Raw genomic sequence first — 21,681 nt, forward strand, 5'->3', positions numbered from 1 at the left:
GGCGATCACTCAGCGAGGTGTGACTGCGGCTGCTCGAGACGTACCGGCACAAGCAGAGCCCTTGCAGTCATGTCACGCCGATGCGCAGCTTAGGCACATAACTGCTACAGTTATGAGGCAGTTAGAGAACGTCAGTAAAGGAGCCACTCATGGCCACGACATGGCTCATCACCGGAGCGTCACGCGGCTTCGGACGCCACCTCACCGAAGCCGTCCTCGAAGCAGGCGACCAGGTCGTCGCCACCGCACGCGACCCCAAGCAACTCGACGACCTGGTGGCCCGCCACGGCGACCGGATACGAGCGGTCGCGCTCGACGTCACCGACACCGCCGCAGCCTCCCGAGCGGTCAAGGAGGCCGCCGACACCTTCGGCACCCTCGACGTGGTCGTCAACAACGCCGGCTACGGCAACAGCGCACCTATCGAAGAGATGGCCGAAGACGACTTCCGCGCCCAGATCGAAACCAACCTCTTCGGTGTCGTGAACGTCACACGGGCCGCCCTGCCCGTCCTGCGCACCCAACGATCAGGAGTCTTCGTACAGTTCTCCTCCATCGGAGGGCGCGTCGGCGGCACCCCCGGAATGGGCGCCTACCAGACCGCCAAGTTCGCCGTCGAAGGCTTCTCCGAGGTCCTCGCCAACGAAGTCGCACCCTTCGGCATCAAGGTCATCATCATCGAGCCGGGCGCGTTCCGCACCGACTGGCAAGGCTCCTCCATGGAGATCCACCCCGTCGGCGCCGACTACGAGCAGACCGTGGGCGCCATCCACCGCTACCGACGCGACACCGACGGCGCCCAGCCCGGCGACCCCGCCCGCGCCGCCAAGATCATCATCGACGTCGTCCGCGACGACGACCCACCCCGACGACTCCTCCTCGGCAGCGACGCCGTCGCCTCCGCCCAGAAAGCCGCCGAGATCCGCGCCGCCGAAACCGAGAAATGGGCCGACGTGAGCCGCTCGGCCGACTACCCCGTCGACGAACGCTAGCCGGCGGGAGCCTTTCGCGACATCCCCTATTGCGGTCGCATCAGGTCGAGGTCCTCGCCCCATGCGTCCAGCACCGCGCCGTGCCCGGCGCGCCGGGCCGCTGCCTCGACATGGGCGAAGATGCGCCGCTGCAGGGGCACGTCGCCCGTTCCTGAGATGCGGTGCACGGCGTCCAGCAACAGGCCGGTGTCCCAATCGGGCAGCGGGTATCGGGCGAGTTCCCATTCCAGGTACTTGTTGTAGGGGCGGGGGCGACGGTCCATTGCGAAAAGCAGCTCCAGCAGAAAGCGGATGCTGTCGGCCGCGTCGAGGCGGGCGGCGAGTGAATGTCCGTCACGGTCGTTCTTGACGGAGCGGTAGAGAGAATTGGCATAGGCGTCGAGCCATTCACCGGAGTCCCGGAATGCTTCATCGGCGTCGAGCCGTGCCTTGGCGGCCAGGATCTGGGCGATGCCTCCGTCGAGCCGGTCGAGCACGATCCGGGCGCGGGCGAGGGCGTAGCGCTCGAAGCCCGGCATTCCGGCCGCGCGGAACTCGGCGAGGGAGAGGATGACGAGGTCGAGCTCGGGGGTGCGGTGGCCCGTGAACCGGATGAGATCCGTTGCCGCGCCGTCGGCGAGGACGACGTACAGGTCATGGTCCGAGTGCTCGGTGATCATGTCGTCGTGGGCGTGGGAGCCCTTGAGGACGAGTCCGACGACGGCGGGGTCGGCGGTGGCGAGTTCAACGAACGCGTGGTAGGTGAGGGGCTGCTGAGTGGGCATCGTGTGATCTCCGCTCGTCGGTCGCCTCGGCCGGGGCGCTGAGCTGCGTATGGGTGGCTGATCGGCTACGTCGCCGGTACTCGGTGGGTGTCAGCCCGACCAGCGCCCGGAAGCGGCGGGCGAAGTAGGTCGGGTCGTCCCAGCCGACGGCGGCGCCGACCCGGGCGGCCGGCAGAGACGAGTGTGCCAGTAACGTGGCGGCGCGTTCGGCCCGCAGCCGGGCCAGGAAGCCCAGCGGCGTCAACCCGGCGTACTGTCTGAACAGCCGGCCGAGGTAGGCGGGATCCAGGTTGACCGCTTGGGCTAGGTCGTCCAGCCGCCACGGATGGGCCGGCGCGGCCTCGAGCCGGGCGATGGTGGCGGCGACCGCGGGGTGGACGGCGGACTCGAACGTCGGCTGTTCGGGGTCGCGGCCGTCGGCCAGGACGCCGAGCACGGTGACCAGCCGGCCCAGCACGCGGCCCGGCCGGCGCTGATCGGCTCCGAGGTCCCGTTCGAGCAGGCCGATCTCCGCGATGGCCTCCTCGGCGGCGGCCGGATCGACGTTCGTGACCGCCACGCCGTGCGTGCCGGATGCCGCCGGATCGGTCCACAACATCCGGCGCAGCATCGGGATGTCGTACAGCGCCGCCAGTTCGGCTCGTAGCGCCTGAGCGGACAGGCAGCAGTTGGCGACGGTCAGGTCGGTGCAGTCCCGGAATCCGTGCCAGGCGCCGGGGCGGAGCACGATGACCTCACCGCGCCGCAGCGGGCGCTCGCCCTGGCTGGTCACGTGCCGGCCGTGACCGGTTCCGATCACCGCGATCTCGAGGAAGTCGTGCGCGTGCGGCTCGATGTCGGGGTTCAGGTGGTGGACGCCTGCCAAGACCGGACCCCCGGCGAACAGGGCGTGCTCGTGCAGCGTGGCAGGCATGTCGGGATCGTACGACTGTTCGCCGGGATCGGCCTAGCCCGTCGCGGCACACCACGACGATGCTGGGTGGTATCCCAACGGCAAGAACCTTGGAGGTCAGCGATGATGACGACCACGACCGGGCAGTCCCGCAGCGATGTCGGCGCCGACGGCCGGGTACGGGAGGAGCTTGTGGCGGCGTACCGCGAACACGGTTTCGTCCGAGTGCGAGGCGTTCTGGAACCGGACCAGGTCGAGCGCTTCCGGGCCGGCGCCGAGGCGTTCCTGGAGGCGCATCGCGCGGAGAGCCTGGAGAAGCGAGGCGTCTTCAGCCAGCTGGTCAACGTCTGGCAACACGACCAGACGCTGCGGGAGCTCACGTTCGACCCACGGCTCGGCCGGATCGCCGAACAGCTCGCCGGCTTCTCGCTGCGGCTCTGGCACGACCAGATGCTGGTCAAGGAGCCGCACAACAACGCCGCCACGGAGTTCCACCAGGATCGTCCGTACTGGCCGCACGCAGGCGACCGGCTCCCGCTGTCGGCGTGGATAGCGCTGGTCGACGTTCCGCCGGAGCGGGGGTGCATGACCTTCCTGCCCGGCACCCAGGATCGCACCGGCCTGCGCCCGCAGGACCTCCACCACGAGGAAGACCTGTTCGAGCTGGACCCGTCGCTGCGCTGGATCCCCCGGGTCACCGTGCCGCTCCGCGCCGGCGACTGCACCTTCCACAGCGGCTACACCGGCCACATGGCGCTGCCCAACCGTACCGACCAAGCTCGGCTCGCGCACGTCACCATCTACATGGACGAGGCGACCCGCTACAGCGGAACCGGGCACATCGTGACCGATCCTCTCGGACTCGCCGCTGGCGACCGGTTGGACGGCGACACCTTCCCCCGCCCCTGGGCCTGACCCGCTCAAAGGCCACCGCGACCTCATGCAATTTCCAGGGCGTTCACGGCGGGGTCGGCAGCGCAGTTGGGACTGGGCGGTCCTCGCACCTTGGTTTCGTCGTAACTCATCGGTTTCTGTCTGACCAGCCATAAGCAGATTTATTGGCCGCTGGCGGGTTCTGCCTCCTACTGTGTCGCCGTGAAAACAACGCTGATCACAGGTGGAGCGAGTGGCATCGGGTTGGCGCTCGCCAAGCGGCTGGTCGCCGACGGGCAGGCGGTCGCCGTCACCGGCCGCGACGAGGCCAGGCTCGCCCAGGTACCTGGCGTGTTACGGCTGCCCGGGGACGCCACCGACTACGACGCCGTACACGATGCCGTGGTGGCGACCGTCAAGGAGTACGGCAGGCTCGATCACGTTGTCGCCAACGCCGGCTTCTCCACTCACGGCCCGCTCACCGAGACCGCCCCGGACCGGCTGCGCGACATGGTCCTCACCAACGTGCTCGGCCCCGCCCTGCTCGTGAAGGCCGCGTTGCCCGCGCTGCGCGAGACCCGCGGCCGGATCGTGCTGGTCGGCAGCGTCGCCGGGTTCGTCCACTCGCCGGGCAACATGTACTCGGTGACGAAGTGGGCGGTGACCGCGCTCGCCGAGAACACCCGCATGCTCGTGACTGGCGACGGCGTCGGTGTGACGCTGATCGCGCCCGGCCGCGTGGACACCTCGTTCTGGCCGGACGGCCGCCCCGACGGGCCACTGCTCAGCGCGGAGAACATCGCCGACGCCATCGCCTGGGCGCTGGCCCAGCCCGCAGGCGTGGACGTGAACACGGTCGTCGTGCGCCCCACCGGCCAGCCCACCTGATGCCTGCCCTCTACTCCCGCTTCTCCGGCGGCAGCGTCGGCAGGCTGGCCGGACTGAGCGACGGCGTGTTCGCCATCGCCATGACACTGCTGGTCCTGGAGTTGCACGCGCCGGTGGTCGAGGCCGTGCACCGCCAGAACCCTGTCTGGGAGAGCGGCGCCCTCAACGCGGAGCAGGGGTTATGGCACGCGCTTGTGCTGCTCGGGCCGAAACTGCTCACCTACTTCATGAGCTTCCTGACTCTCGGCATCTTCTGGTTGGGGCAGCAGACGCAGCTCAACCAGTTCAAGCGGGCCAACCGGCATCTGACGTGGATCCACCTCGCGTTCCTGGCCGCGGTCTCGCTCATGCCGTTCTCCACAGCGCTGCTCGGCGAGTACATCGACTACCGGCTCGCCCTGGCCGTCTACTGGCTGAACCTGCTGCTGCTCGGTGCGATGCTGCTGGCCAGCATCACGTACGGGCACCGGGCCGGACTGCTGAAGGCGGACGTGGACCGTGAAATACGCCGGGCGCACCGACGCCGGATCGTCATCTACCAGGCGCTGTACGCGGTCGCCGTGGCACTGTCGGCGATCAACACGTATGTCAGCATCGTACTGATCGTCCTGCTCCAGCTGAACTCCGCGGTCGCGCCCAGGATCTGGCGGCTCAGCAGCTTCTGACACGGTAAATACGATCGAACATAAGTTCTAATTTAGTCTTCACTGGACATCCCACAAGGATTACGATCTTCCTGCTGGTCCGACCAGACCGGCTTTCCATACTGGTGGGGCCGTCAAGGACGCCCTACGGCGGAACGGGGAAGATCGATGATGAGACGCAGGCTGCTCGCGTTAGGCATCGGCTTGGGGCTGCTGGGCGCCACCGCCGTTGCCGGGCCCGCCCAGGCCGCGGATGTGGTGTCGGCCCCGCTGACCTTCAGCACGGCGAACGCCCTGCAGGTCGCGACGTTCTGGCTCGCCGACGGGGGTGCCAACCTCAGGAGCGCCACGCCCTACGCCCCGCGGACCGAGGTACGCGGGGAACGCACGTCCGGCGCCGTCGTTCCGCCCGGCAAGCCCGGCCTGGTCACGCCGGTGCCGCCGGAGGCGGAAGGCGAACTGCCCCAGACCTCGGGCAAGGTCTTCTTCGTCGGGGCCGACGGTCAGCCGCACTGGTGTTCGGGCACCGCCGTGCAGACGCAGTACCGCAATCTCGTCGCCACGGCCGCGCACTGCGTGTACGACATGGAGGGCGCCCCCGCCACGGTCGACAAGTGGGCCTTCGTTCCCAGTTACTCCGAGGGCACCACCCCGTCCGGCCTGTACGTCGGAAAGCAGGCGTTCGTCCATTACGACTTCACCCAGTACAGCGACCACGACCGCGACTTCGCCTTCGTGAACGTCTACAGCGGCGTCGTCCCGTCCTCCTCGGGAGCGCTGACCACCACTGGGAGACTGGTCGACATCGTCGGCGGGCAGGGCCTCGCCTTCAACCAGACGACGACCCCAACCGTCGACGTCTTCGGCTACCCCGCCGGCCTCCACCCCGACGGAACCCGGCCCTACACCGGCGAGACCCTCGAACGGTCCACCGGGCAGACCTTCGTCATGAGGCTCTCCGAGCCTCCCGCCGACCAGCCCATCGGCGTCGACTCCCCGTTCACCGGCGAAGGCTCCCTCGGCTCCTCCTGGCTGGAGAGCTACAGCGACGACCACCGCCTCGGCTACCTCAACGGCATCACGACCGGCGTCTCCGACACCGACGGCGACGGGCGCTACGACACGGGAGTCTCCCCGTACTTCGACAGCGGGCTGTACACGGTCTTCCGCGCCGCGGCCTCGTCCTGGAGCGGCCGCATCATCTGAACGGCCTAGATCGCTGATGTGAATTTGGGTTAGTGGTCGTAGGCGGTCAGGGACCGTTTCACGGGTGCGTCGGTGTTCCAGTTGTGCCAGATTGCGGCGTTGAGGGCGAGGATGCGCTGGCTGATACGGGCCCAGAGGCCGTCGGGGTGGCGGGCGTTGTGGCGTTCGAGGCCGAGCTGGTTCTTCAGTGTCCAGATGATCGCCTCGATGCGCTGGCGCAGCCAGCCGGGAAAGGGCAGGGCGCGTGCAGGCTCGTCTTCGCGGGTCGGCCGGATCAGGAGATGACCCAGATCGGCGGCGGCCTTCTCGATGCCGGCTCCGGCGAATCCCTTGTCGCACACGATCGGGCATGGCCCGTCGGCTATCTGGTGGACGTGCAGCAGGTGCAGGGCCTGCTTGCGTTCATCGAGCTCTTTGGGGTGGGCCAGGCTGAAGCCGGTCACCGCGCCATCAGCGGTAGTGATCAGCATCAGCTTGGCGCCCCAGTAGAAGGCGTGGTGGGACTTGTCCATGCCGTATCCGGCGATCTCACCCAGGTGTGATCTGTTGACCGTCACTCGCGAGGCGCCGCAGCGGATCGGGGTGCCGTCCATCAGCCGCAAAGGCTCGTGCCAGGTCGGGACCTGGCGGGCCAGCCACAACGCCGCCGCCGACATGGCCGGCCCCAGATCACGCAGTTGCCGGTTGTACTGCGACTGGGACGGCAGCCTGGGGAACAGGTGCCCGATCCGGCTGGCCGCCATCCGCATCCAGCGGCGTTCGTCATCACACCGCAGCAGCACCTGCGCCACTGCCACGACCACCGCCTCGGCCGGGGTCAGCACCGGCGGCCGGCCCCGTCCGCGAGGCCGTCCCCGCGAAGGCATCACGTGATCGTCCAGATGCACATAGAGTGCGGTCAGAAGGGCGTCTAAGTCAGTCTTCACACACCGACAATGGACGCCCTTCGTCACGCCCGCGGCCGATCACCAAAATTTCACATCAGCGATCTAGCCGGCGGCCGTGATGCGATAACCCACTCCGGGCGTGGTGGTGATGACCGGGGGCTCGCCGAGTTTGCGGCGGAGGCGGCCGATGGTGACCGTGACGGTGTTGGTCAGGGGGTTGGCGTGCTCGTCCCACACCTGTTCGAGCAGGTCCTCGGCGCTGAGAAAGGCGGGGGCGGCGCGGAGGAGGGCTTCGAGCAGGGCGAACTCCTTGACCGACAGATCCAGGGGACGGCCGTCGCGGGTGGCGATGCGGCGCAGCGGGTCGAGCTCGATCCCCGCCGCGCGCAGCGTGCGGGGCCGGGCGGAGGGCTGGCGGCGGGCCAGGGAGCGGATGCGCAGCACCAGTTCGGGGAAGTGGAAAGGCTTGGCCAGGTAGTCGTCGGCTCCCAGGGTCAGGCCTGTGACCCGGTCGACGGGCGAGTCGGCGGCGGTCAGCATCAGGACCATGACGCGGTCGTCGCGTTCAATGATCATCTGGCAGAGCGTGTCGCCGTGGATGCCCGGCAGGTCACGATCGAGGACGACCACGTCGTAGGCGTTGAGGTCGAGCTTGGCGGCGGCCTCCAGGCCGTCGTAGGCCACGTCCACGGCCATGCCCTGATCGCTCAGCCCTTCGACCAGCACGTCGGCCAGGGTACGGGCGTCCTCCACCACGAGCACTCTCACGCCGGAACCCCCGCCGGCACGGCCGCCAAGGGCAGTGAGATGGCGGCCCGGAGGCCTCCTTCCGGCCGGGCCCGCAGGTCGAGGGTGCCGCCGTGCGCCGCGGCGATGGCCGCGACGATCGACAGGCCGAGCCCGGAGCCGCTGCCGGAGTGCGTGCGGTCGGCGCCGAGCCGCTGGAAGGGCCGGGCCAATCGATCAACCTGCTCCTGGTCGAGGATGCGCCCGCCGGTCTCGACGACGAGCTGAGTCGTCGCGTCGTCAGTGGTGGCGGCGAGGCGGATCCAGCCGCCGTCCTGGTTGTGGGTGACGGCGTTGTCGATCAGGTTGTCGATCATGCGAGTGAGGAGCGTCCTGTTCCCCTGCGTCCACCCGCTGTCGTCCGCGCCCAAGAAGTCGCCCGAGAAGTCGCCTGAGGAGTCGACGGTGATCCTCTTGGCGGTGATGTCGGCGGACCGGGCGGCCAAGGCCGCGGTCGCCAGGCGGCCCAGCGAGAGCGTCGTACGGTCGGGCAGGGAGCCGTGCTGGGCGCGGGCGAGCATGAGGAGACCTTCGAGTAGCCGGTCGACCTGGTCGAGCTCGGTGCGGAGCCGGTCGGCCAGCGCGGCGGTCTGCGCCGGTACGGGCTCTGGCTTGGCCAAGGCCACGTCCAGGGACGCGCGCATGGTGGCCAGCGGAGTGCGGAGCTCGTGGGAGGCGTTGGCCACGAACCGGCGCTGCGCGGCGAAGGAGCTCTCCAGTCGTTCCAGCAGATCGTCGATGGTGTCGGCGAGATCCTTCACCTCGTCGTCCGGGCCATGCACGGCCAGTCGCTCGTTGAGGTTGTCGGCGGTGATCCGGCGGGTCGCCGCCGTGATCATCGACAGCGGGCGCAGCACCCGGCCCGCGATGACCCGGCCCAGTATGACCGACACCACGCCCATGACCACGAGTGCCACCACCGAGCCGATCAGAAGCTGGCGCGACTGCGCCGCGTGGGTGTCCGACAGCCGAGCCTGCAGCCATGCGATGCGATCGGCGTCGGCAAGCGTGGCCGGCTCGGCCGGAGCCGCGGATCGGCTGACCATCGTCCCGCCGAGGCCCACGAGGTTGGTGATGACCAGCAGTCCGACGCCGGAGAGCAGGAACATGACACCGTACAAGACGGTGAAGCGCAGTCGTGCGGTGCTCTCCGGGCGTCGCCACGTTCTCATGCACACCAGGATGCCGCGCCGGCCCTAACAGCGATGTGACAGCCCCTGTTCGGCCCCTGTTAGGGCCTGATCCGTACAACCGGTCACATGCAGGCAACCATCGAAGTCAACGGGCTGCGCAAACGGTTCGGCCAGACCCTGGCGCTGGACGGCATGTCGTTCACCGTACGGCCCGGCCACGTCACCGGTTTCGTCGGCCCGAACGGGGCGGGCAAGTCCACCACGATGCGGGTGATCCTCGGATTGGACGCGGCCGACGAGGGCCACGCGCTGATCGGCGGGCGAGCGTACAGGAGCCTGCGCACCCCGCTGCGCCACGTCGGCGCGCTGCTTGACGCGGGGGCGCTGCAGCCGAGCCGCACGGCCCGCAATCACCTGCTGTGGCTGGCCCACTCGCAAGGACTGGGCGCGCGGCGGGTCGACGAGGTGCTCGAGCAGGTCGGGATGCGGTCCGCGGCCCGGCGCAGGGCGGGCGGCTTCTCGCTGGGCATGCGGCAGCGGCTCGGCATCGCCGCCGCGCTGCTCGGGGACCCGCCGGTGCTCATGCTGGATGAGCCGGTCAACGGCCTGGATCCCGAGGGCATCGTGTGGATGCGCGGCCTGCTGCGGTCGCTGGCCGGCGAGGGGCGTGCCGTGCTGGTGTCCAGCCACCTGATGAGCGAGCTGGAGGACACCGCCGACCATCTCGTGGTGGTGGGCAGGGGCCGCGTCATCGCCGACACCAGCGTGGCCGAGCTGATCACGACCGCCTCCCGCGGCCGGGTCACGCTGCGGACGCCGGCGCGCTCCGCGGCGATGTCGGTGCTGGGCCACGCCGGCGCCACCACGGCCGTGGCCGATCACGACGTGCTCGTCGTCTCAGGACTGCCGTCCGAGCGCGTCGTGGCCGTACTCAACGCGAACGCGGTGCCGTTCTCCGAGGTGACAGGTCTTCGGGTGACGTTGGAGCAGGCCTACATGGACCTCACCAGCGACGCGGTCGAATACCGGGGAGCGACACGATGAGCGCCGTCTCACATCGGGCCGGGCTCGAGGACTTCGGGCGGCTGCTGCGCGCCGAGTGGACCAAGTTCAGGACGGTACGCGGCTGGGTGGTCGCCATGGCCGCGGCGGCGCTGGTCACCGTACTGCTCGGGCTGCTCTCCGCGTCCGGCAACCACGCCTCGTGCAGCTCTGGTCCCGTCGAGGTCGCCTGTCCACCACCTTTGGTGGGGCCGGACGGCGAGGCCGTGACCGACAAGTTCTACTTCGTGCACCGGCCGCTGGCAGGGGACGGCACCATCACCGTCCGCCTCACCTCCATGACCGGCCAGATCCGCAAACCCGACGTCGCCGCTGGGGTGCGGAACGTGGTTCCCGGGCTCGTGCCGTGGGCCAAGGCCGGAGTCATGATCAAGGAGAGCACCAAGCAAGGCTCGCCCTACGCGGCGGTGATGGCGACCGGCGAGCACGGGGTGCGGATGCAGCACAACTTCACGCACGACGTGGCCGGCCGGCCGGGCGGCGTCTCCAAGCAAGCGCCGCGCTGGCTGCGGCTGACCCGCTCCGGCGACACCCTCACAGGGTACGAGTCCGCCGACGGCACGAACTGGACCCGAATCGGCACCGCGACTCTGGCCGGACTACCGCGGACAGTCCAGGCCGGAATGTTCGCGGCCTCCCCCGGCGACCTGACGGTCACGCAGGGAGATCTCGGCGGCTCCATCGCGGCGGTGCGCTTCACCGAGGCCACCGGCGAATTCGACCAGGTCAAGGTGGAGGGCAACGCGTCCGGCGCCTGGCGCGACGACGACATCGGCCTCGATCTCGCGCCCGACGGCTCGCCCCACCACCCTGGCCGCGCCGGCCAGTCCGGCGGCACCTTCTCCGTAACCGGCGTCGGCGACATCGCGCCGGACATGGAGGGCCCGACCGCCGAACGTCCACTCAGCAGCGTGCTGACCGGGCTCATCCTGGTGATCGTGGTGGCCGTCATGTTCGTCACCGCCGAGTACCGGCACGGCCTGATCCGCACCAGCCTGCTGGCCGGCCCGCGCCGCGGCCGGACGCTGGTGGCCAAGGCCCTCGCGCTCGGCCTGGTCACCTTCGCCGCCGCCCTGCCCGCCACCACGATCACGTTCGCGATCGGGGGGCAGATCCTACGCGCCAACGGCAACGCCATCCTCCCCGTGTCCCTGCTCACCCAGGCGCGCATCGTGATCGGCATGGCGGCGCTGCTCGCGCTGGCCGCCGTACTCGCCCTCGCCCTCGGCGCGCTGCTGCGGCGCAGCGTCGCGGCGGTCATCACCGCCATCGTGGCGATCGTGGTCCCGCACGTCGTCGCGACCACCTCGATCCTGCCCGACAGCGCAGCGCGATGGCTGCTGCGCGTCACCCCCGCGGCCGGTTTCGCCATCCAGCAGAGCATCCCTGAGTACCCGCACGTGCTCCAGCACTACGCGCCCACCGCCGGGTTCTATCCGCTGCCGCCGTGGGCCGGCCTCGCCGTGCTCGCCGTCTATGCCGCGCTCGCCCTCGGCCTGGCCGCCTTCCAACTCCGCCGGAGAGACGCATGAAACCTCATCGCCCGCGCATCCGCGGGAGGCGTGCGTGAGAACGCACCTGCATGCCGAGTGGACGAAACTCCGTACCCTGGCAGGCACCGGCTGGCTGCTGTTCACGATCATCGTGCTGACCGTCACCGCCGGCGCCGCCGCCTCCGCCGTCGTCTCCTGTGCCTCGGAAGGCTGCGGCTACGACCCCGCCAAGATCAGCCTCTTCGGGGTCCAGGTGAGTCAGGCAGTCGTCGCCATCCTGGCCGTACTGGCGATCACCGGCGAACACAGCACCGGCATGATCCGCATGACCCTGACGGCCATGCCGGACCGGACCAAGGTGCTGGCCGCCAAGGCGATCATCCTGGTCGGCCTGATCCTGATCGCCGGGAGCGTCGCCGTGCTCGCCTCCACGCTGGCCGCGCGGCCCATCCTGCTCGACAACGGCTTCCCCGCCGACCCGCTCATCCTCACCAGCGGCCCCATGCTGCGCGCCGCCTTCGGCTCCGTCCTCTACCTGGCTCTCATCGCCCTGCTCAGCCTGGGGATCGCCACCGCCGTACGTGACTCCGCCACCGCCATCGGGGTCGTACTGGGCCTGCTCTACCTCTTCCCCGCTCTCATCCTCATGATCAACGACGATCACTGGCAGCGGCTGCTCTGGCAGATCTCCCCCATGAACGCCGGGCTCGCCATCCAGACCACCACCAACCTCGCCAGCCTGCCCCTCACCCCATGGGCGGGCCTGGGCGTGCCGGCCGCCTGGGCCGCAGCGGCGATGCTGGGTGGCGGGCTGCTGCTACGGGCCCGCGACGCATGGCCGAGGCCACCTGGATTCACTAAAGATGTAAGCCCGTACATCGATCGATGTACGGGCCATTTCGCCCCGCGGGACGATCAAGGCCGATGTTCGCGCAAGCAGGCTGGAAAGCGTGAGCAGACGTATTGACGCCCTCGACGTGCTGCGTGGCGTCGCCATCATGGGCACGCTGGGCACGAACATCTGGATCTTCACCGCGCCAGGCGGCCCCCTGGAGTTTCTGCAGCTCGGCGGCGACGCCGGCGTGGTGGAGACGTTCCTGCGCTTCCTTGCCAACGGCAAGTTCCTCGGCCTGCTGACCCTGCTCTTCGGCGTCGGCCTCGAGCTGCAGCACCGCAGCGCGCTCCGCAAGGGCCTGGCCTGGCCTGGCAGGTATCTCTGGCGCGCGACGCTGCTCTTCGTCGAAGGCGCCCTGCACTTCGTCCTGGTCTTCGAATTCGACGTGCTGATGGGCTACGCGATCACCTCCGTGATCGTCGCGTACCTCGTCGGCAGGAGCCGGCGAGCGGTCACCGCCTGGATGGTCGCCGCCGGGACGTTGCACGTCGCCATGGTGGCCCTGACCACCGGGGCCCTGATGATGACGGGGCAGGGTGGCGGCGGCACTCTCCCCTACTCCCAGCTCGGCTGGCTCGACCAGGTGGCGCTCCGCCTCCAGAACGTCGTCCTCTTCCGCTTCGAGCTGGTCTTCATCATCCCCATGGGGATCGTCCTGTTCCTCCTCGGCACCCGCCTGATGCGCGCGGGGGTCTTCGAGGAGCACGGCGCGGGCCTGCGCAGGAAGCTGATCGTCTTCGGCCTCGGTCTCGGCGTGCCCCTCAACCTGGCCACCTCCTTCGCGGGTCCGTCCTGGTTCGCCGTCGACCGCTACCTCCTGGCGCCGGTGGTCGCGCTGGGCCTGCTCGGGCTGATCACCTCGATCGTGCTCGGCATGCGGGGCGCGCCAGGCCTGCTCCGCCGCGGGATCACGGACGTCGGGCGCACGGCGCTGTCCTGCTACGTCTTCCAGAACCTGGCGGCCAGCATCCTGTGCTACGGCTGGGGCCTGGGGCTGGCCGACCGGCTCGACGGGCTCCGTCCCTGGTGGGTGCCGGTGGCGTGGGCCGGGATCTGCCTGCTGTTCATGGCGCTGTCCTCGCTGTGGCTGCGCAGGTTCAGCCGCGGGCCGCTGGAGCTGGCCTGGCAATGGGCCTACCAGGCACCGTTGCCGGCCCGTCAGACATGAGTACGTGCACGACGACCGAGCCCGTACGCTGGTCGCCGGGAGGGACGGCGAAGTCATGCGTTATCGGCGGGCGGTGGAGCGGCTGCGGCAGCTCGCCCAGGCGTGCGAGCAGACCCGGCGCGTGCCGGCGGACGAGCCGTTCCTGCGCGAGGCCCACGTGTTCGGCGACGTACTCGAGGGAGCCGACCCGATCGATCATCTCGAGATCGTCCTGGTGCTGAACCTCCCGCCGGAGGAGGTGAGCTGGGGCACCCATCCGCCGGGCACCGCGTGGCTGGTCGACTTCCTGCGGCTGGACCAGGGCGGGGTCGCCTACTGGTGGCGCTCCCACCAGGACCCGGTCTCGAACCATCGCATCCATGACCCGGTCCGGTTCTGGTCCCTCGACGGCCCGGACAAGGGCGTGCTGGACGCGCTCGCCGAGCGCCGCTTCGACCTGCTGCGCGGGGTGACGCCCCAGCCTCAGGAGGAGCGCGCCGAGGTCGCCGGGGAGTTGCAGGCGGCGCTCGACCATTTGCGTGCCGTACGCGACTCGTACTGGGACCGCCAGTGGCGCCGGCGGCATCGCAGCCTGAGCCGGTATCCCGAGCACCACCTGTGGGAGGCGGTCCAGGGCTACCTGGACCTGCTCGACGCCCGCGACGAGTGATCGACCACGGTCCCTGGGGGATGCTCTCAGGGACGGTTCAGGGAACTCCCCGACGCCCACGCACGCCCGGATGGCTCAGACTTGGGTGTCATGGGGATGAAGAGAGCGGGCATGATCGCGGGGCTTCTCGGGCTTGCGGTGCTGTTATCCGGGTGCGGCCTCGCCGGTCCACTCGATGAGGAGACCGCGTCCTACGACGTGGCCGACAAGGTGGCGGGAGTGCGGGTGGAAACCGACTCCGGCACCATCGAGGTGGTCGAGTCCGACCGCCAGGGCATCCACGTGACCGAGCAGCTCAGCTGGCGCAAGACCAAACCGGAGACCAGCCACAAGGTGCAGGGCGACACGCTGACGCTGGCCTTCAAGTGCGCCCGCACCTGGGGGTTGGGCAGCGGTTCCTCGTCCTGTGAGGTCGATTACAAGGTGGAGGTGCCCAAGGGGCTCCGCGTCGATGTCAGCTCCGACTCCGGGGACCTGACGCTGAAGGGACTGTCCGGCGAGCTCAACGCCCGCACCGACTCCGGGGCGATCGAGGCAGCCGATCTGGCGGCCACGCGGGTCGCGGCGGAGACCGACTCGGGCGACGTGGGCCTGACGTTCGGCGGTCAGCCCGACAAGGTCGTGACCTCCTCGGACTCCGGCAATATCTCGATCCACGTGCCGCAGGGGCCGTACAACGTCGTCGCCAAGACCGACTCGGGCAACAAGCACATCACGGCGGCCGCCGACCCCTCGGTGGCCCGGCAGATCGAGCTGACCACCGACTCCGGCGATCTGGAGGTCGTCACCCCATGAGGACTCGTGGCACGGTGAAGTTCTGGAAGGACGACAAGGGCTGGGGGGCGATCTCCTCGCCGGAGCTCCCGCCGGGGCGTGACGCGTGGGCGCACTTCAGCGACATCGTGGCGGAGGGATACCGGTCGCTGGAGGCGGGCGACGAGGTCGAGTTCGACGTCGTCGAACGGTCACAGGACAGCTTCGACTACGTGGCGGAGAACATCCGCAAGCTCTGAGCCGACCGGCCGAAAGTACCGTCGCGGAACTGCGCTTTCGGCCGATACCGGCGCCGGCGCGGGCCCCGCAGGATGGGAGCTCATGGCACATGAATCTCCCTCCGAGGCCGCTGGTAGGCCGCGGATCGCCGCACTCGACGTCGTGCGCGGCTTCGCGCTGTGCGGGATACTGCTGGCCAACGTCCAGCCGATCGCCAATGCCGGTGACGTCGTCCTGGAACATCCCGTGGAGACGACCGGGACGATGTGGTTAGGGCTGCTCGTCCATCAACGGTTCTTCGCGATCTTCTCGCTGCTGTTCGGCATCGGGTTCTCGCTCCTCCTCGACTCCGCCGCCGGACGTACCCCCAGCCCGCGGCTGCTCCTGCTGCGCCGGCTCCTGGTGCTGCTCGGGATGGGGCTGATCCATATGTTCGCGCTGTGGCAGGGCGACATCCTCACCATCTACGCCGTCGTCGGCCTGGTGGTGCTGCTGCCCTCGACCTGGCTGCCCCGATGGGCCGTGGCCGGTCTCGCCGCCGTGCTCATCGCCGTGGCTGCTGCCTTCGGCGGCTTCACCGCGCTGGTCCCCGGGCTGTTCCTGGCGGGCTCGGCGCTGACGCGGTACGGAGTGGTCGACCGGATGGAGCGGTCTTCCCCTGTCCTGCTCACAGTGCTCTTCGGGGCCGTGGCCGTGCCTGTCCTGTGGCTGCAGGCCCACGGCCACGAAGAGGTGTTCGCCGTGGCCGGACTGCTGGTCGCCGGCTTTTACGTGTGCGGCCTGCTGGTCCTGCTCAGGACGCCGCTCAGGCCCGCGTTGCAGGTCGTCTTCGCCCCGCTGGGCCGCATGGCCCTGACCAACTACCTGAGCGCCACGATCCTCGTCCTGCTGATCTCCCAGGCCGTGGACGGCCCGCCGGACAGCTGGCCCTTGACCACCGTGTTCGCGATCGCCGGCGCCATCCTCGCGAGCCAGTGGCTGCTGTCCACGCTGTGGTTGCGCCGATACCGCTACGGCCCGATGGAGTGGCTCTGGCGCTGGGCCACCTGGCTGCGCCGCCCGGCGATGCAGCGGATCGGGCCGGCACGCGTTCAGTAGGGGCATGAACCGTGAGACAGTCGCTCGCAATCTGGCCGCCATCGGCCGATGAGTTCCGCCGCCGGCGGGAGTCATACCGTCGACGGTGAAACGACTGGAGGTTGCCATGACGACCACTCACACCCTCGCGATCCCGGGTGGACGCCTGCGTTACGAGGTGCGCGGCTCGGGCCCGGTGCTGCTGGTCACGGGGGCACCGATGGCCGCGGCGGACTTCGCGCCGCTGGCCGACGCGATGGCGAGCGACTACACGGTGGTCACGCACGACCCGCGGGGCATCTCGGGCAGCGTGCTCGAGGACCCCACGCAGGACTCCACCCCGGAGCTGCGGGCCGACGACCTGGCCCTCCTCCTGGATGCCCTGGGCGCCGATTCCGCAGATGTGTTCGGCAGCAGCGGCGGCGCGGTGACCGGGCTGGCGCTGGTGGCCCGCCATCCCCAGCGGGTGCGTACGCTCGTCGCGCACGAGCCGCCCTCGCTGGAGCTGCTCCCCGACGCCGCCGAGCAGCGCGCCGCGACCGATGACATCATCGCGACCTACCACCGGGACGGCATCTGGGCGGCCTTCGCCAAGTTCATGGCCAACGCCGGGTTCGACCAGGGCGGCGAGGGCGCCCCGGCCGGGCCTCACGCGGAGCCGACCGAACAGATGCTTGCCGACATGGGTCGTTTCCTCGCCCACGAGCTACGCGGCACCACCCGCTACGTGCCTGACATCGCCGCGCTGAAGGCCGGCCCGGCCCGCGTCGTGGTGGGCATCGGCGACGCGTCGCACGGGCTGGTCACGTACCGGACCTCTGTGGCACTGGCCGAGCTGCTCGGCACGGCGCCCACGGAGTTCCCCGGCGACCACGGCGGCTTCATCGGGAAGACCGGGGAGTTCGCCGAGGTGCTGCGAAAGGTGCTCAGCGCCTGAGATCGGCGGAAGAGAGCCGGGGCCTCTCATGTTGACCTGAGAAGTCTTCAAGGAGGGGCCTATGAGCAAGCGAGCGCTGGTGCTGGGCGGCGGCGGGGTCGCCGGGATCGCGTGGATGACGGGCGTCCTGGCGGCGCTCGCCGACGGCGGCGTGGACGTCACAGGGGCCGACCGCGTCGTCGGCACGTCGGCGGGCTCCGCGGTGGCCGCCCAGGTCACCAGCGGCGTGCCGCTCTCCAAGCTGCTCGAGCGGCAGATCGACCCCGCGCTGCAGACGCTCGAGCTGCCCAGCGGGGTACCGCTCGAGGAGCTGTGGCCCAAGCTCCAGGAGATCTACGAGAACACCCCCGACCCGGCCGAGACGCGGCGGAAGATCGGCGCGCTGGCGCTCGGCGCCACCACGATCAGCGAGGCCAGGCGGCGGGAGGTGATCGAGGCCCGGCTTCCGGTACACGAGTGGCCGGATCGCGATCTGGTGATCGTGGCGGTGGAGGCGGCCGGCGGCGAGCCCAGGCTGTTCGGTCCCGAGTCCGGGGTGGGGCTGGTGGACGCGGTGGCGGCCAGCTGCGCGGTGCCCGGCATATGGCCGTGCGCGACCATCGACGGGGTCCGGTACACGGACGGCGGCGTGCGTACGTCCACCAACGCCGACCTCGCGGCCGGGTTCGACCGGGTGCTGGTGCTGGCGCCGATGCCCGACATGGGCGAGCCGGCCTGGGCCAAGCTGGACGGCGAGGTCGAGGCCATCGAGCCGGACGAGGACTCGCGCGCCGCGTTCGGCATCGACCCACTCGACCCGGAGGTCCGCACACCCAGCGCCAAGGCCGGTTACGCCCAGGGCCGCGCCGCCGTCTCCCGCGTCGCGGCCCTCTGGGAGTGAATTACGACCCTTGAACCTCCCGTGGCGGGAGGGCTGATGTTCAACGCAGCCTGATCGTTTTCGAGGCGCCCTCCTGATCGGCCGGCCCGCGGAACGTGAACGCGGAGCCGGCCCAGGTCACGGTCAGCTCGTCCAGGTCGCACCGCGGGTCGGCCACGGTCAGCGTGGCCGTGCCATCGGGCCGCTCGCGAACGAGGACCGCGCACGGGGCGGAGGCGCTCAGCCCGCCGACGGCTCCGGCGTTCCAGAAGCAGGCCGCCGTGATCCCCAGCGAGGGCACCTGTACGGCCTGCACCCGGGCGGTGTTGGCGAGGACCCGCACCCAGCCCGGGTCGGCCGCCCGGGCACGGGTCTCCTCCTGCGACGCGCCCGGGAGGAGCACATAGAGGTAGCCGGCCGAGCGGGGATCGACGCCGTGGTCCAGCCAGAGCGTCACGTAGTCGCGGGCCACGCCGCCGCCCGTGCGGCGCTCGCGCAGCGTCCGCAGGGGCTGGGACACGACGTAGCCGCCGTGGCCTTCCAGGTGAGCCCAGCCCTCCCGAACCGTCAAAGGGGCTCTGGTCCTGCGGTTGTCCACGACTGTCTCGACGGTCATGCCGTCCTTCGCGGTGATGCCCGCGCCCAGGCACACGATCGCGTCGTCCAGGAAGAACCAGGACTTGAAGGCCTCCAGAGTGCTCTCCAGGCCGCTCATGTGCTGGCCGACGGCCGCGTACGTGCCGTCGGTGGCGCCGCCCACCCAGCGCCAGGGAGTGCACGTGTCGCCCCACGCCTCCCCCGCGCCGTCGGGCAGCCGCCGGGCCGAGACGGTGGTGCCCGGCAGCCGGTAGGGGTCCACGGTCGTCCAGAACGCGTCGGAGTACTGGTCACCGTGGCCCTCGGCCCACCAGTAGAGCATCCCGGAGCCGGTGTGCCAGCCGCGCAGGTTCTCGCCGTTGCCGTGCTCGTAGTGGCCGATCCTGGATGAGGCCATGCTGAGTGCCGCGCACCAGCCCGGCCTGCGGTGCACGGCCCTGGCGCTCATCGGCAGCAGCCGGTGCCCGACCGGCTCCGCCGCGGCGGGCACGGCGTCGTCGTCCATGATCGCCGCCAGCCGGGCGTGGAACGCGGGCTCGGGATGCTCCAGCATCGGCCGGTACGTGTCGCGTACGGCCCAGCCCTTGACCATGGCGTGCCAGCGGGCCCGCTCGGCGGCCGAGGCGCTCTCCCCCAGCAGCAGGACCGCCGCGGCGATCCCCCGCCCCTTCTCGTGGTCGCCGAACGGCCTCCTGCCGACTCCCCTGCCGCGGACCAGGTCCATGCAGGCGCCGTCCAGGACGAAGGGGGCGAACGACCTCTCGACCATGTCGAACACGTTCTGGTCGGAGACCTCCCACGGCGAACCCCTGAGCACCGCGAAGAGCGTCGCCAGCCCCGACAGCAGCGTCACCCCGTAGGCCCCCTGGTAGGGCACGTACGTGTGCTGGATGAACGACCCGTCCCGGTAGAACCCGTCGCCGTCACGGACGAGCCGGAACACCGGCGCGAGCGCGGAGACCGCCAGCGCGGCCTTGCCGTAGTCGGAGCCGAGCATGGCCCGTAGCAGCATCACCACGCACAGGTCCACGCGGTTGGCCCCGGTGCTGGTGCCGCTGTAGCGGCCGAGCCGGTGCTCCGGGACGAAGTGATCGACCGCGTCCCGCAGCGCCGCGCTCCGCGGCTCGGGCAGATCGACCAGCACGGCCGTGTCGAGCAGCGCCTTCGGCACGCCGATCTGCCAGTGCCACCAGTTGCCCACGGGGTCGCCGCCCGCCGCGTACACGTGCCGCCGGTAGTGGTCCACGCCTGCCACGACGGCCGCCGCCAGGCCGGGGTCGCCGGCCAGGCCGGTGCCCTCCAGCACGTACGCGTGCGCCATGTCGCGCAGCCGCCGCGGCGTCGCCATGAAGGAGGGGAACGGCTGGTCGGGCCAGAGCGAGGTGCGGGCGGGCGCCATGGTGTCGCGATAGCGGGCGGCCTTCCTGCCCAGCTCCGCCAGCCAGGTCCGGTACGGCTCCGCCGCCGGGTCGTACCCCGACCCGGCGGTCACCTCCCGCCAGCGGCGGCGTAATCGCACGAAGGAGTCGTCGGGCGTGTGGGCCGCCTCCGCGGGCACCAGCGCGCCGAGCGCCCCCACCGCGGCCACGCCGCCGACCTGGAGGAACGAGCGCCTGGTTGGTCGCTGCACGCCTCGATTATCACGGTGTTCGGCGCAGGCCGGTGAACCAGTCGAGCACCCGCGGCAGCGAGCGGAACGCCGAGGTCGTGTGATCGACGTTCCCGACGTAGGTGAGGGACGCCTCGACGCCGCTCGCCCGCAGGTCGCGCAGGCAGTGGCGGGAGTTGGCGACGGCCACGTCCCGGTCGGCGCGGCCGGCGAACAGCCGGACCGGCACGCCGGGACGCCAGCCCGAGCAGGTGCCGTCACTGGCCTCCATCGCCTTCAGCACCGCCCCGGAAGGGTGCGAGATCCGCTCCAGGTAGGCGGCGGTGACCAGCTTGCGCGGCGACGCGGGCAGCCCGGCCACGATCTCGTCGAAGCTGTGCCGCCCGTCGAACAGCTTCTCGACGCCTGGCTTACGGAACACTTCCGACGGCGAGTCGTAGAGGTGGTGCAGGCGGTTCATCGAGACCGTCCAGTAGGCCAGGTAGTAGGTGGCGCTGTGCGGGTCGAGCCGCCCGCCGAGCAGCGCGGGCATCTCCGCGTGCCGCACATCGAACGGCCCCGCGATCGGCGCGACCGCACGCAGCCTGAATTCGGAGTCGTCGCGCAGCCACTTGCCCAGCGCCATGGACGCCTGCCCGCCCTGCGAGAAGCCGGTGACCAGCACGTCACCGCTCAGCGTCCGCCCCTTCCGCCCCGCCAGCTCCTTGGCGGCCCGCAGCAGGTCTGCGGAGGCCGAGACCTCGGTGGCCGCGTCCATGTACGGATGGAATCCGGGCCCCTTGCCGAGCCCCAGGTAGTCGGGCGCCACCCCGGCGAACCCGGCGGCGGCGAACATCAGCGGCGCCGCCCGCCCGTCGCCGTCGGACACCGATCCGGCGTCGGCCTTGGTGGCCAGGGTGCCGTGCTCGTAGCTGACCGTCCACAGGTCCTTCCGGGACCTGGCGGGCAGCGCGACGATGCCGCTCGCCGTGGTCGGGGTCCCGTCCACGGCGAGCGTACGGTAGACCACGGCGTACAGATCGGCGCCCTGCGGCTTGGCGGGCACCGGGAACTTGCTCTTGGTCAGATAGGCGGCGACCTGTCCGGCCGATAAGCGCGCGAGCCGGTCGGCGGAGACGATCGAGCCCCTGTCGTCGATCGTCACGGCCTGGGACCGGGATGCTCCCGTCACGGCCAGGGCGGCCGGGGCGGTCGCGGTGGCCAGGACGAGCCCGGCGCAGGCGAGGGCCAGCAGTCTCGTTCTCATGGGAGTCTTCATGCACCGAAAACTACGGATC

General features: G+C 70.3%; 22 protein-coding genes. 15 read left to right on the forward strand and 7 right to left on the reverse strand.

The window, feature by feature from the left end; translation table 11 throughout:
- The first annotated feature begins 149 nt into the window (after positions 1–149).
- Positions 150–992 carry an oxidoreductase gene (locus tag ACQPWU_RS59240; protein WP_433435835.1) on the forward strand — a complete coding sequence of 281 codons (843 nt, stop codon included), beginning with the start codon at positions 150–152 and terminating at the stop codon, positions 990–992.
- Between the two features lie 26 nt (positions 993–1,018).
- Here ACQPWU_RS59240 and ACQPWU_RS59245 read toward each other — a convergent pair whose 3' ends face one another.
- Both ACQPWU_RS59245 and ACQPWU_RS59250 read right to left on the reverse strand, forming a co-directional pair.
- Positions 1,019–1,756, reverse strand: a complete 738-nt coding sequence (locus tag ACQPWU_RS59245; RefSeq protein ID WP_433435836.1) for a hypothetical protein — start codon at positions 1,754–1,756, stop codon at positions 1,019–1,021.
- Positions 1,716–2,669, reverse strand: a complete 954-nt coding sequence (locus ACQPWU_RS59250) for a helix-turn-helix domain-containing protein (protein WP_433435838.1) — start codon at positions 2,667–2,669, stop codon at positions 1,716–1,718. The genes ACQPWU_RS59245 and ACQPWU_RS59250 overlap by 41 nt, the downstream gene beginning before the upstream one ends.
- Positions 2,670–2,771: 102 nt before the next feature.
- Between ACQPWU_RS59250 and ACQPWU_RS59255 the strand changes: the two genes are divergently transcribed.
- The 4 genes from ACQPWU_RS59255 (at position 2,772) to ACQPWU_RS59270 (ending at position 6,259) form a co-directional block, all read left to right on the forward strand.
- Positions 2,772–3,563 (forward strand): phytanoyl-CoA dioxygenase family protein, encoded by a 792-nt coding sequence (locus ACQPWU_RS59255; RefSeq protein ID WP_433435839.1) that lies wholly within the window; start codon positions 2,772–2,774, stop codon positions 3,561–3,563.
- 180 nt (positions 3,564–3,743) lie between these two features.
- Positions 3,744–4,409, forward strand: a complete 666-nt coding sequence (locus tag ACQPWU_RS59260; RefSeq protein WP_433435840.1) for an SDR family oxidoreductase — start codon at positions 3,744–3,746, stop codon at positions 4,407–4,409.
- Positions 4,409–5,074 (forward strand): TMEM175 family protein, encoded by a 666-nt coding sequence (locus tag ACQPWU_RS59265; RefSeq protein ID WP_433435841.1) that lies wholly within the window; start codon positions 4,409–4,411, stop codon positions 5,072–5,074. The genes ACQPWU_RS59260 and ACQPWU_RS59265 overlap by 1 nt, the downstream gene beginning before the upstream one ends.
- Positions 5,075–5,221: 147 nt before the next feature.
- Positions 5,222–6,259 (forward strand): trypsin-like serine peptidase, encoded by a 1,038-nt coding sequence (locus ACQPWU_RS59270; RefSeq protein WP_433435842.1) that lies wholly within the window; start codon positions 5,222–5,224, stop codon positions 6,257–6,259.
- 29 nt (positions 6,260–6,288) lie between these two features.
- Here ACQPWU_RS59270 and ACQPWU_RS59275 read toward each other — a convergent pair whose 3' ends face one another.
- The 3 genes from ACQPWU_RS59275 to ACQPWU_RS59285 all read right to left on the reverse strand — a co-directional run bounded on the left by ACQPWU_RS59275 (position 6,289) and on the right by ACQPWU_RS59285 (position 9,104).
- Positions 6,289–7,185: a transposase gene (locus tag ACQPWU_RS59275; protein ID WP_433429273.1), complete on the reverse strand. Its 897-nt coding sequence runs from the start codon at positions 7,183–7,185 to the stop codon at positions 6,289–6,291.
- A gap of 63 nt (positions 7,186–7,248) precedes the next feature.
- Positions 7,249–7,914 carry a response regulator transcription factor gene (locus ACQPWU_RS59280; protein WP_433435843.1) on the reverse strand — a complete coding sequence of 222 codons (666 nt, stop codon included), beginning with the start codon at positions 7,912–7,914 and terminating at the stop codon, positions 7,249–7,251.
- The gene (locus tag ACQPWU_RS59285) at positions 7,911–9,104 is read right to left on the reverse strand and encodes a HAMP domain-containing sensor histidine kinase (protein WP_433435844.1); all 1,194 of its coding nucleotides are present in this window, start codon (positions 9,102–9,104) and stop codon (positions 7,911–7,913) included. The genes ACQPWU_RS59280 and ACQPWU_RS59285 overlap by 4 nt, the downstream gene beginning before the upstream one ends.
- Before the next feature lie 87 nt (positions 9,105–9,191).
- On the opposite strand from ACQPWU_RS59285, the gene ACQPWU_RS59290 reads away from it, so the two are divergent.
- The 10 genes from ACQPWU_RS59290 (at position 9,192) to ACQPWU_RS59335 (ending at position 18,219) form a co-directional block, all read left to right on the forward strand.
- The gene (locus ACQPWU_RS59290; RefSeq protein ID WP_433435846.1) at positions 9,192–10,109 is read left to right on the forward strand and encodes an ATP-binding cassette domain-containing protein; all 918 of its coding nucleotides are present in this window, start codon (positions 9,192–9,194) and stop codon (positions 10,107–10,109) included.
- Positions 10,106–11,659, forward strand: coding sequence for a hypothetical protein (locus ACQPWU_RS59295; protein ID WP_433435848.1), 1,554 nt, complete (start codon positions 10,106–10,108; stop codon positions 11,657–11,659). The genes ACQPWU_RS59290 and ACQPWU_RS59295 overlap by 4 nt, the downstream gene beginning before the upstream one ends.
- 34 nt (positions 11,660–11,693) lie before the next feature.
- The gene (locus ACQPWU_RS59300; RefSeq protein WP_433435849.1) at positions 11,694–12,587 is read left to right on the forward strand and encodes an ABC transporter permease; all 894 of its coding nucleotides are present in this window, start codon (positions 11,694–11,696) and stop codon (positions 12,585–12,587) included.
- On the forward strand, positions 12,571–13,683 hold the full coding sequence (locus tag ACQPWU_RS59305; protein WP_433435850.1) for a DUF418 domain-containing protein: 1,113 nt from the start codon (positions 12,571–12,573) through the stop codon (positions 13,681–13,683). Before ACQPWU_RS59300 ends, ACQPWU_RS59305 begins: the two co-directional genes overlap by 17 nt.
- Positions 13,684–13,687: 4 nt before the next feature.
- Positions 13,688–14,332 carry a DUF7711 family protein gene (locus ACQPWU_RS59310; protein WP_433435851.1) on the forward strand — a complete coding sequence of 215 codons (645 nt, stop codon included), beginning with the start codon at positions 13,688–13,690 and terminating at the stop codon, positions 14,330–14,332.
- Between the two features lie 90 nt (positions 14,333–14,422).
- Positions 14,423–15,127, forward strand: a complete 705-nt coding sequence (locus tag ACQPWU_RS59315) for a DUF4097 family beta strand repeat-containing protein (protein ID WP_433435852.1) — start codon at positions 14,423–14,425, stop codon at positions 15,125–15,127.
- A complete protein-coding gene (locus tag ACQPWU_RS59320; protein ID WP_433435853.1) occupies positions 15,124–15,345 on the forward strand; it encodes a cold-shock protein in 222 nt (73 codons plus the stop codon). The genes ACQPWU_RS59315 and ACQPWU_RS59320 overlap by 4 nt, the downstream gene beginning before the upstream one ends.
- Before the next feature lie 82 nt (positions 15,346–15,427).
- Complete coding sequence (locus ACQPWU_RS59325) at positions 15,428–16,423, forward strand: DUF418 domain-containing protein (RefSeq protein WP_433435854.1); 996 nt, start codon at positions 15,428–15,430, stop codon at positions 16,421–16,423.
- Between the two features lie 106 nt (positions 16,424–16,529).
- Positions 16,530–17,339 (forward strand): alpha/beta fold hydrolase, encoded by an 810-nt coding sequence (locus ACQPWU_RS59330; RefSeq protein WP_433435855.1) that lies wholly within the window; start codon positions 16,530–16,532, stop codon positions 17,337–17,339.
- Positions 17,340–17,400: 61 nt separating this feature from the next.
- Positions 17,401–18,219 carry a patatin-like phospholipase family protein gene (locus ACQPWU_RS59335; protein WP_433435856.1) on the forward strand — a complete coding sequence of 273 codons (819 nt, stop codon included), beginning with the start codon at positions 17,401–17,403 and terminating at the stop codon, positions 18,217–18,219.
- Between the two features lie 40 nt (positions 18,220–18,259).
- Here the strand turns inward: ACQPWU_RS59335 and ACQPWU_RS59340 are convergent, their stop codons facing one another.
- Positions 18,260–20,425: a polysaccharide lyase 8 family protein gene (locus ACQPWU_RS59340; protein WP_433435857.1), complete on the reverse strand. Its 2,166-nt coding sequence runs from the start codon at positions 20,423–20,425 to the stop codon at positions 18,260–18,262.
- Between the two features lie 10 nt (positions 20,426–20,435).
- Positions 20,436–21,650: a hypothetical protein gene (locus ACQPWU_RS59345; RefSeq protein WP_433435858.1), complete on the reverse strand. Its 1,215-nt coding sequence runs from the start codon at positions 21,648–21,650 to the stop codon at positions 20,436–20,438.
- Positions 21,651–21,681 lie beyond the last annotated feature (31 nt).

This window comes from Nonomuraea sp. CA-141351 (assembly GCF_050944675.1).
Taxonomy (GTDB): domain Bacteria; phylum Actinomycetota; class Actinomycetes; order Streptosporangiales; family Streptosporangiaceae; genus Nonomuraea.

Coding starts and splice junctions, on each gene's coding strand:
- ACQPWU_RS59240 (WP_433435835.1), top strand. CDS start 150: ATGGCCACGACATGGCTCATCACCGGAGCGTCACGCGGCTTCGGACGC.
- ACQPWU_RS59245 (WP_433435836.1), bottom strand. CDS start 1,756: ATGCCCACTCAGCAGCCCCTCACCTACCACGCGTTCGTTGAACTCGCC.
- ACQPWU_RS59250 (WP_433435838.1), bottom strand. CDS start 2,669: ATGCCTGCCACGCTGCACGAGCACGCCCTGTTCGCCGGGGGTCCGGTC.
- ACQPWU_RS59255 (WP_433435839.1), top strand. CDS start 2,772: ATGATGACGACCACGACCGGGCAGTCCCGCAGCGATGTCGGCGCCGAC.
- ACQPWU_RS59265 (WP_433435841.1), top strand. CDS start 4,409: ATGCCTGCCCTCTACTCCCGCTTCTCCGGCGGCAGCGTCGGCAGGCTG.
- ACQPWU_RS59270 (WP_433435842.1), top strand. CDS start 5,222: ATGATGAGACGCAGGCTGCTCGCGTTAGGCATCGGCTTGGGGCTGCTG.
- ACQPWU_RS59285 (WP_433435844.1), bottom strand. CDS start 9,104: ATGAGAACGTGGCGACGCCCGGAGAGCACCGCACGACTGCGCTTCACC.
- ACQPWU_RS59290 (WP_433435846.1), top strand. CDS start 9,192: ATGCAGGCAACCATCGAAGTCAACGGGCTGCGCAAACGGTTCGGCCAG.
- ACQPWU_RS59295 (WP_433435848.1), top strand. CDS start 10,106: ATGAGCGCCGTCTCACATCGGGCCGGGCTCGAGGACTTCGGGCGGCTG.
- ACQPWU_RS59315 (WP_433435852.1), top strand. CDS start 14,423: ATGGGGATGAAGAGAGCGGGCATGATCGCGGGGCTTCTCGGGCTTGCG.
- ACQPWU_RS59320 (WP_433435853.1), top strand. CDS start 15,124: ATGAGGACTCGTGGCACGGTGAAGTTCTGGAAGGACGACAAGGGCTGG.
- ACQPWU_RS59325 (WP_433435854.1), top strand. CDS start 15,428: ATGGCACATGAATCTCCCTCCGAGGCCGCTGGTAGGCCGCGGATCGCC.
- ACQPWU_RS59330 (WP_433435855.1), top strand. CDS start 16,530: ATGACGACCACTCACACCCTCGCGATCCCGGGTGGACGCCTGCGTTAC.
- ACQPWU_RS59335 (WP_433435856.1), top strand. CDS start 17,401: ATGAGCAAGCGAGCGCTGGTGCTGGGCGGCGGCGGGGTCGCCGGGATC.
- ACQPWU_RS59345 (WP_433435858.1), bottom strand. CDS start 21,650: ATGAGAACGAGACTGCTGGCCCTCGCCTGCGCCGGGCTCGTCCTGGCC.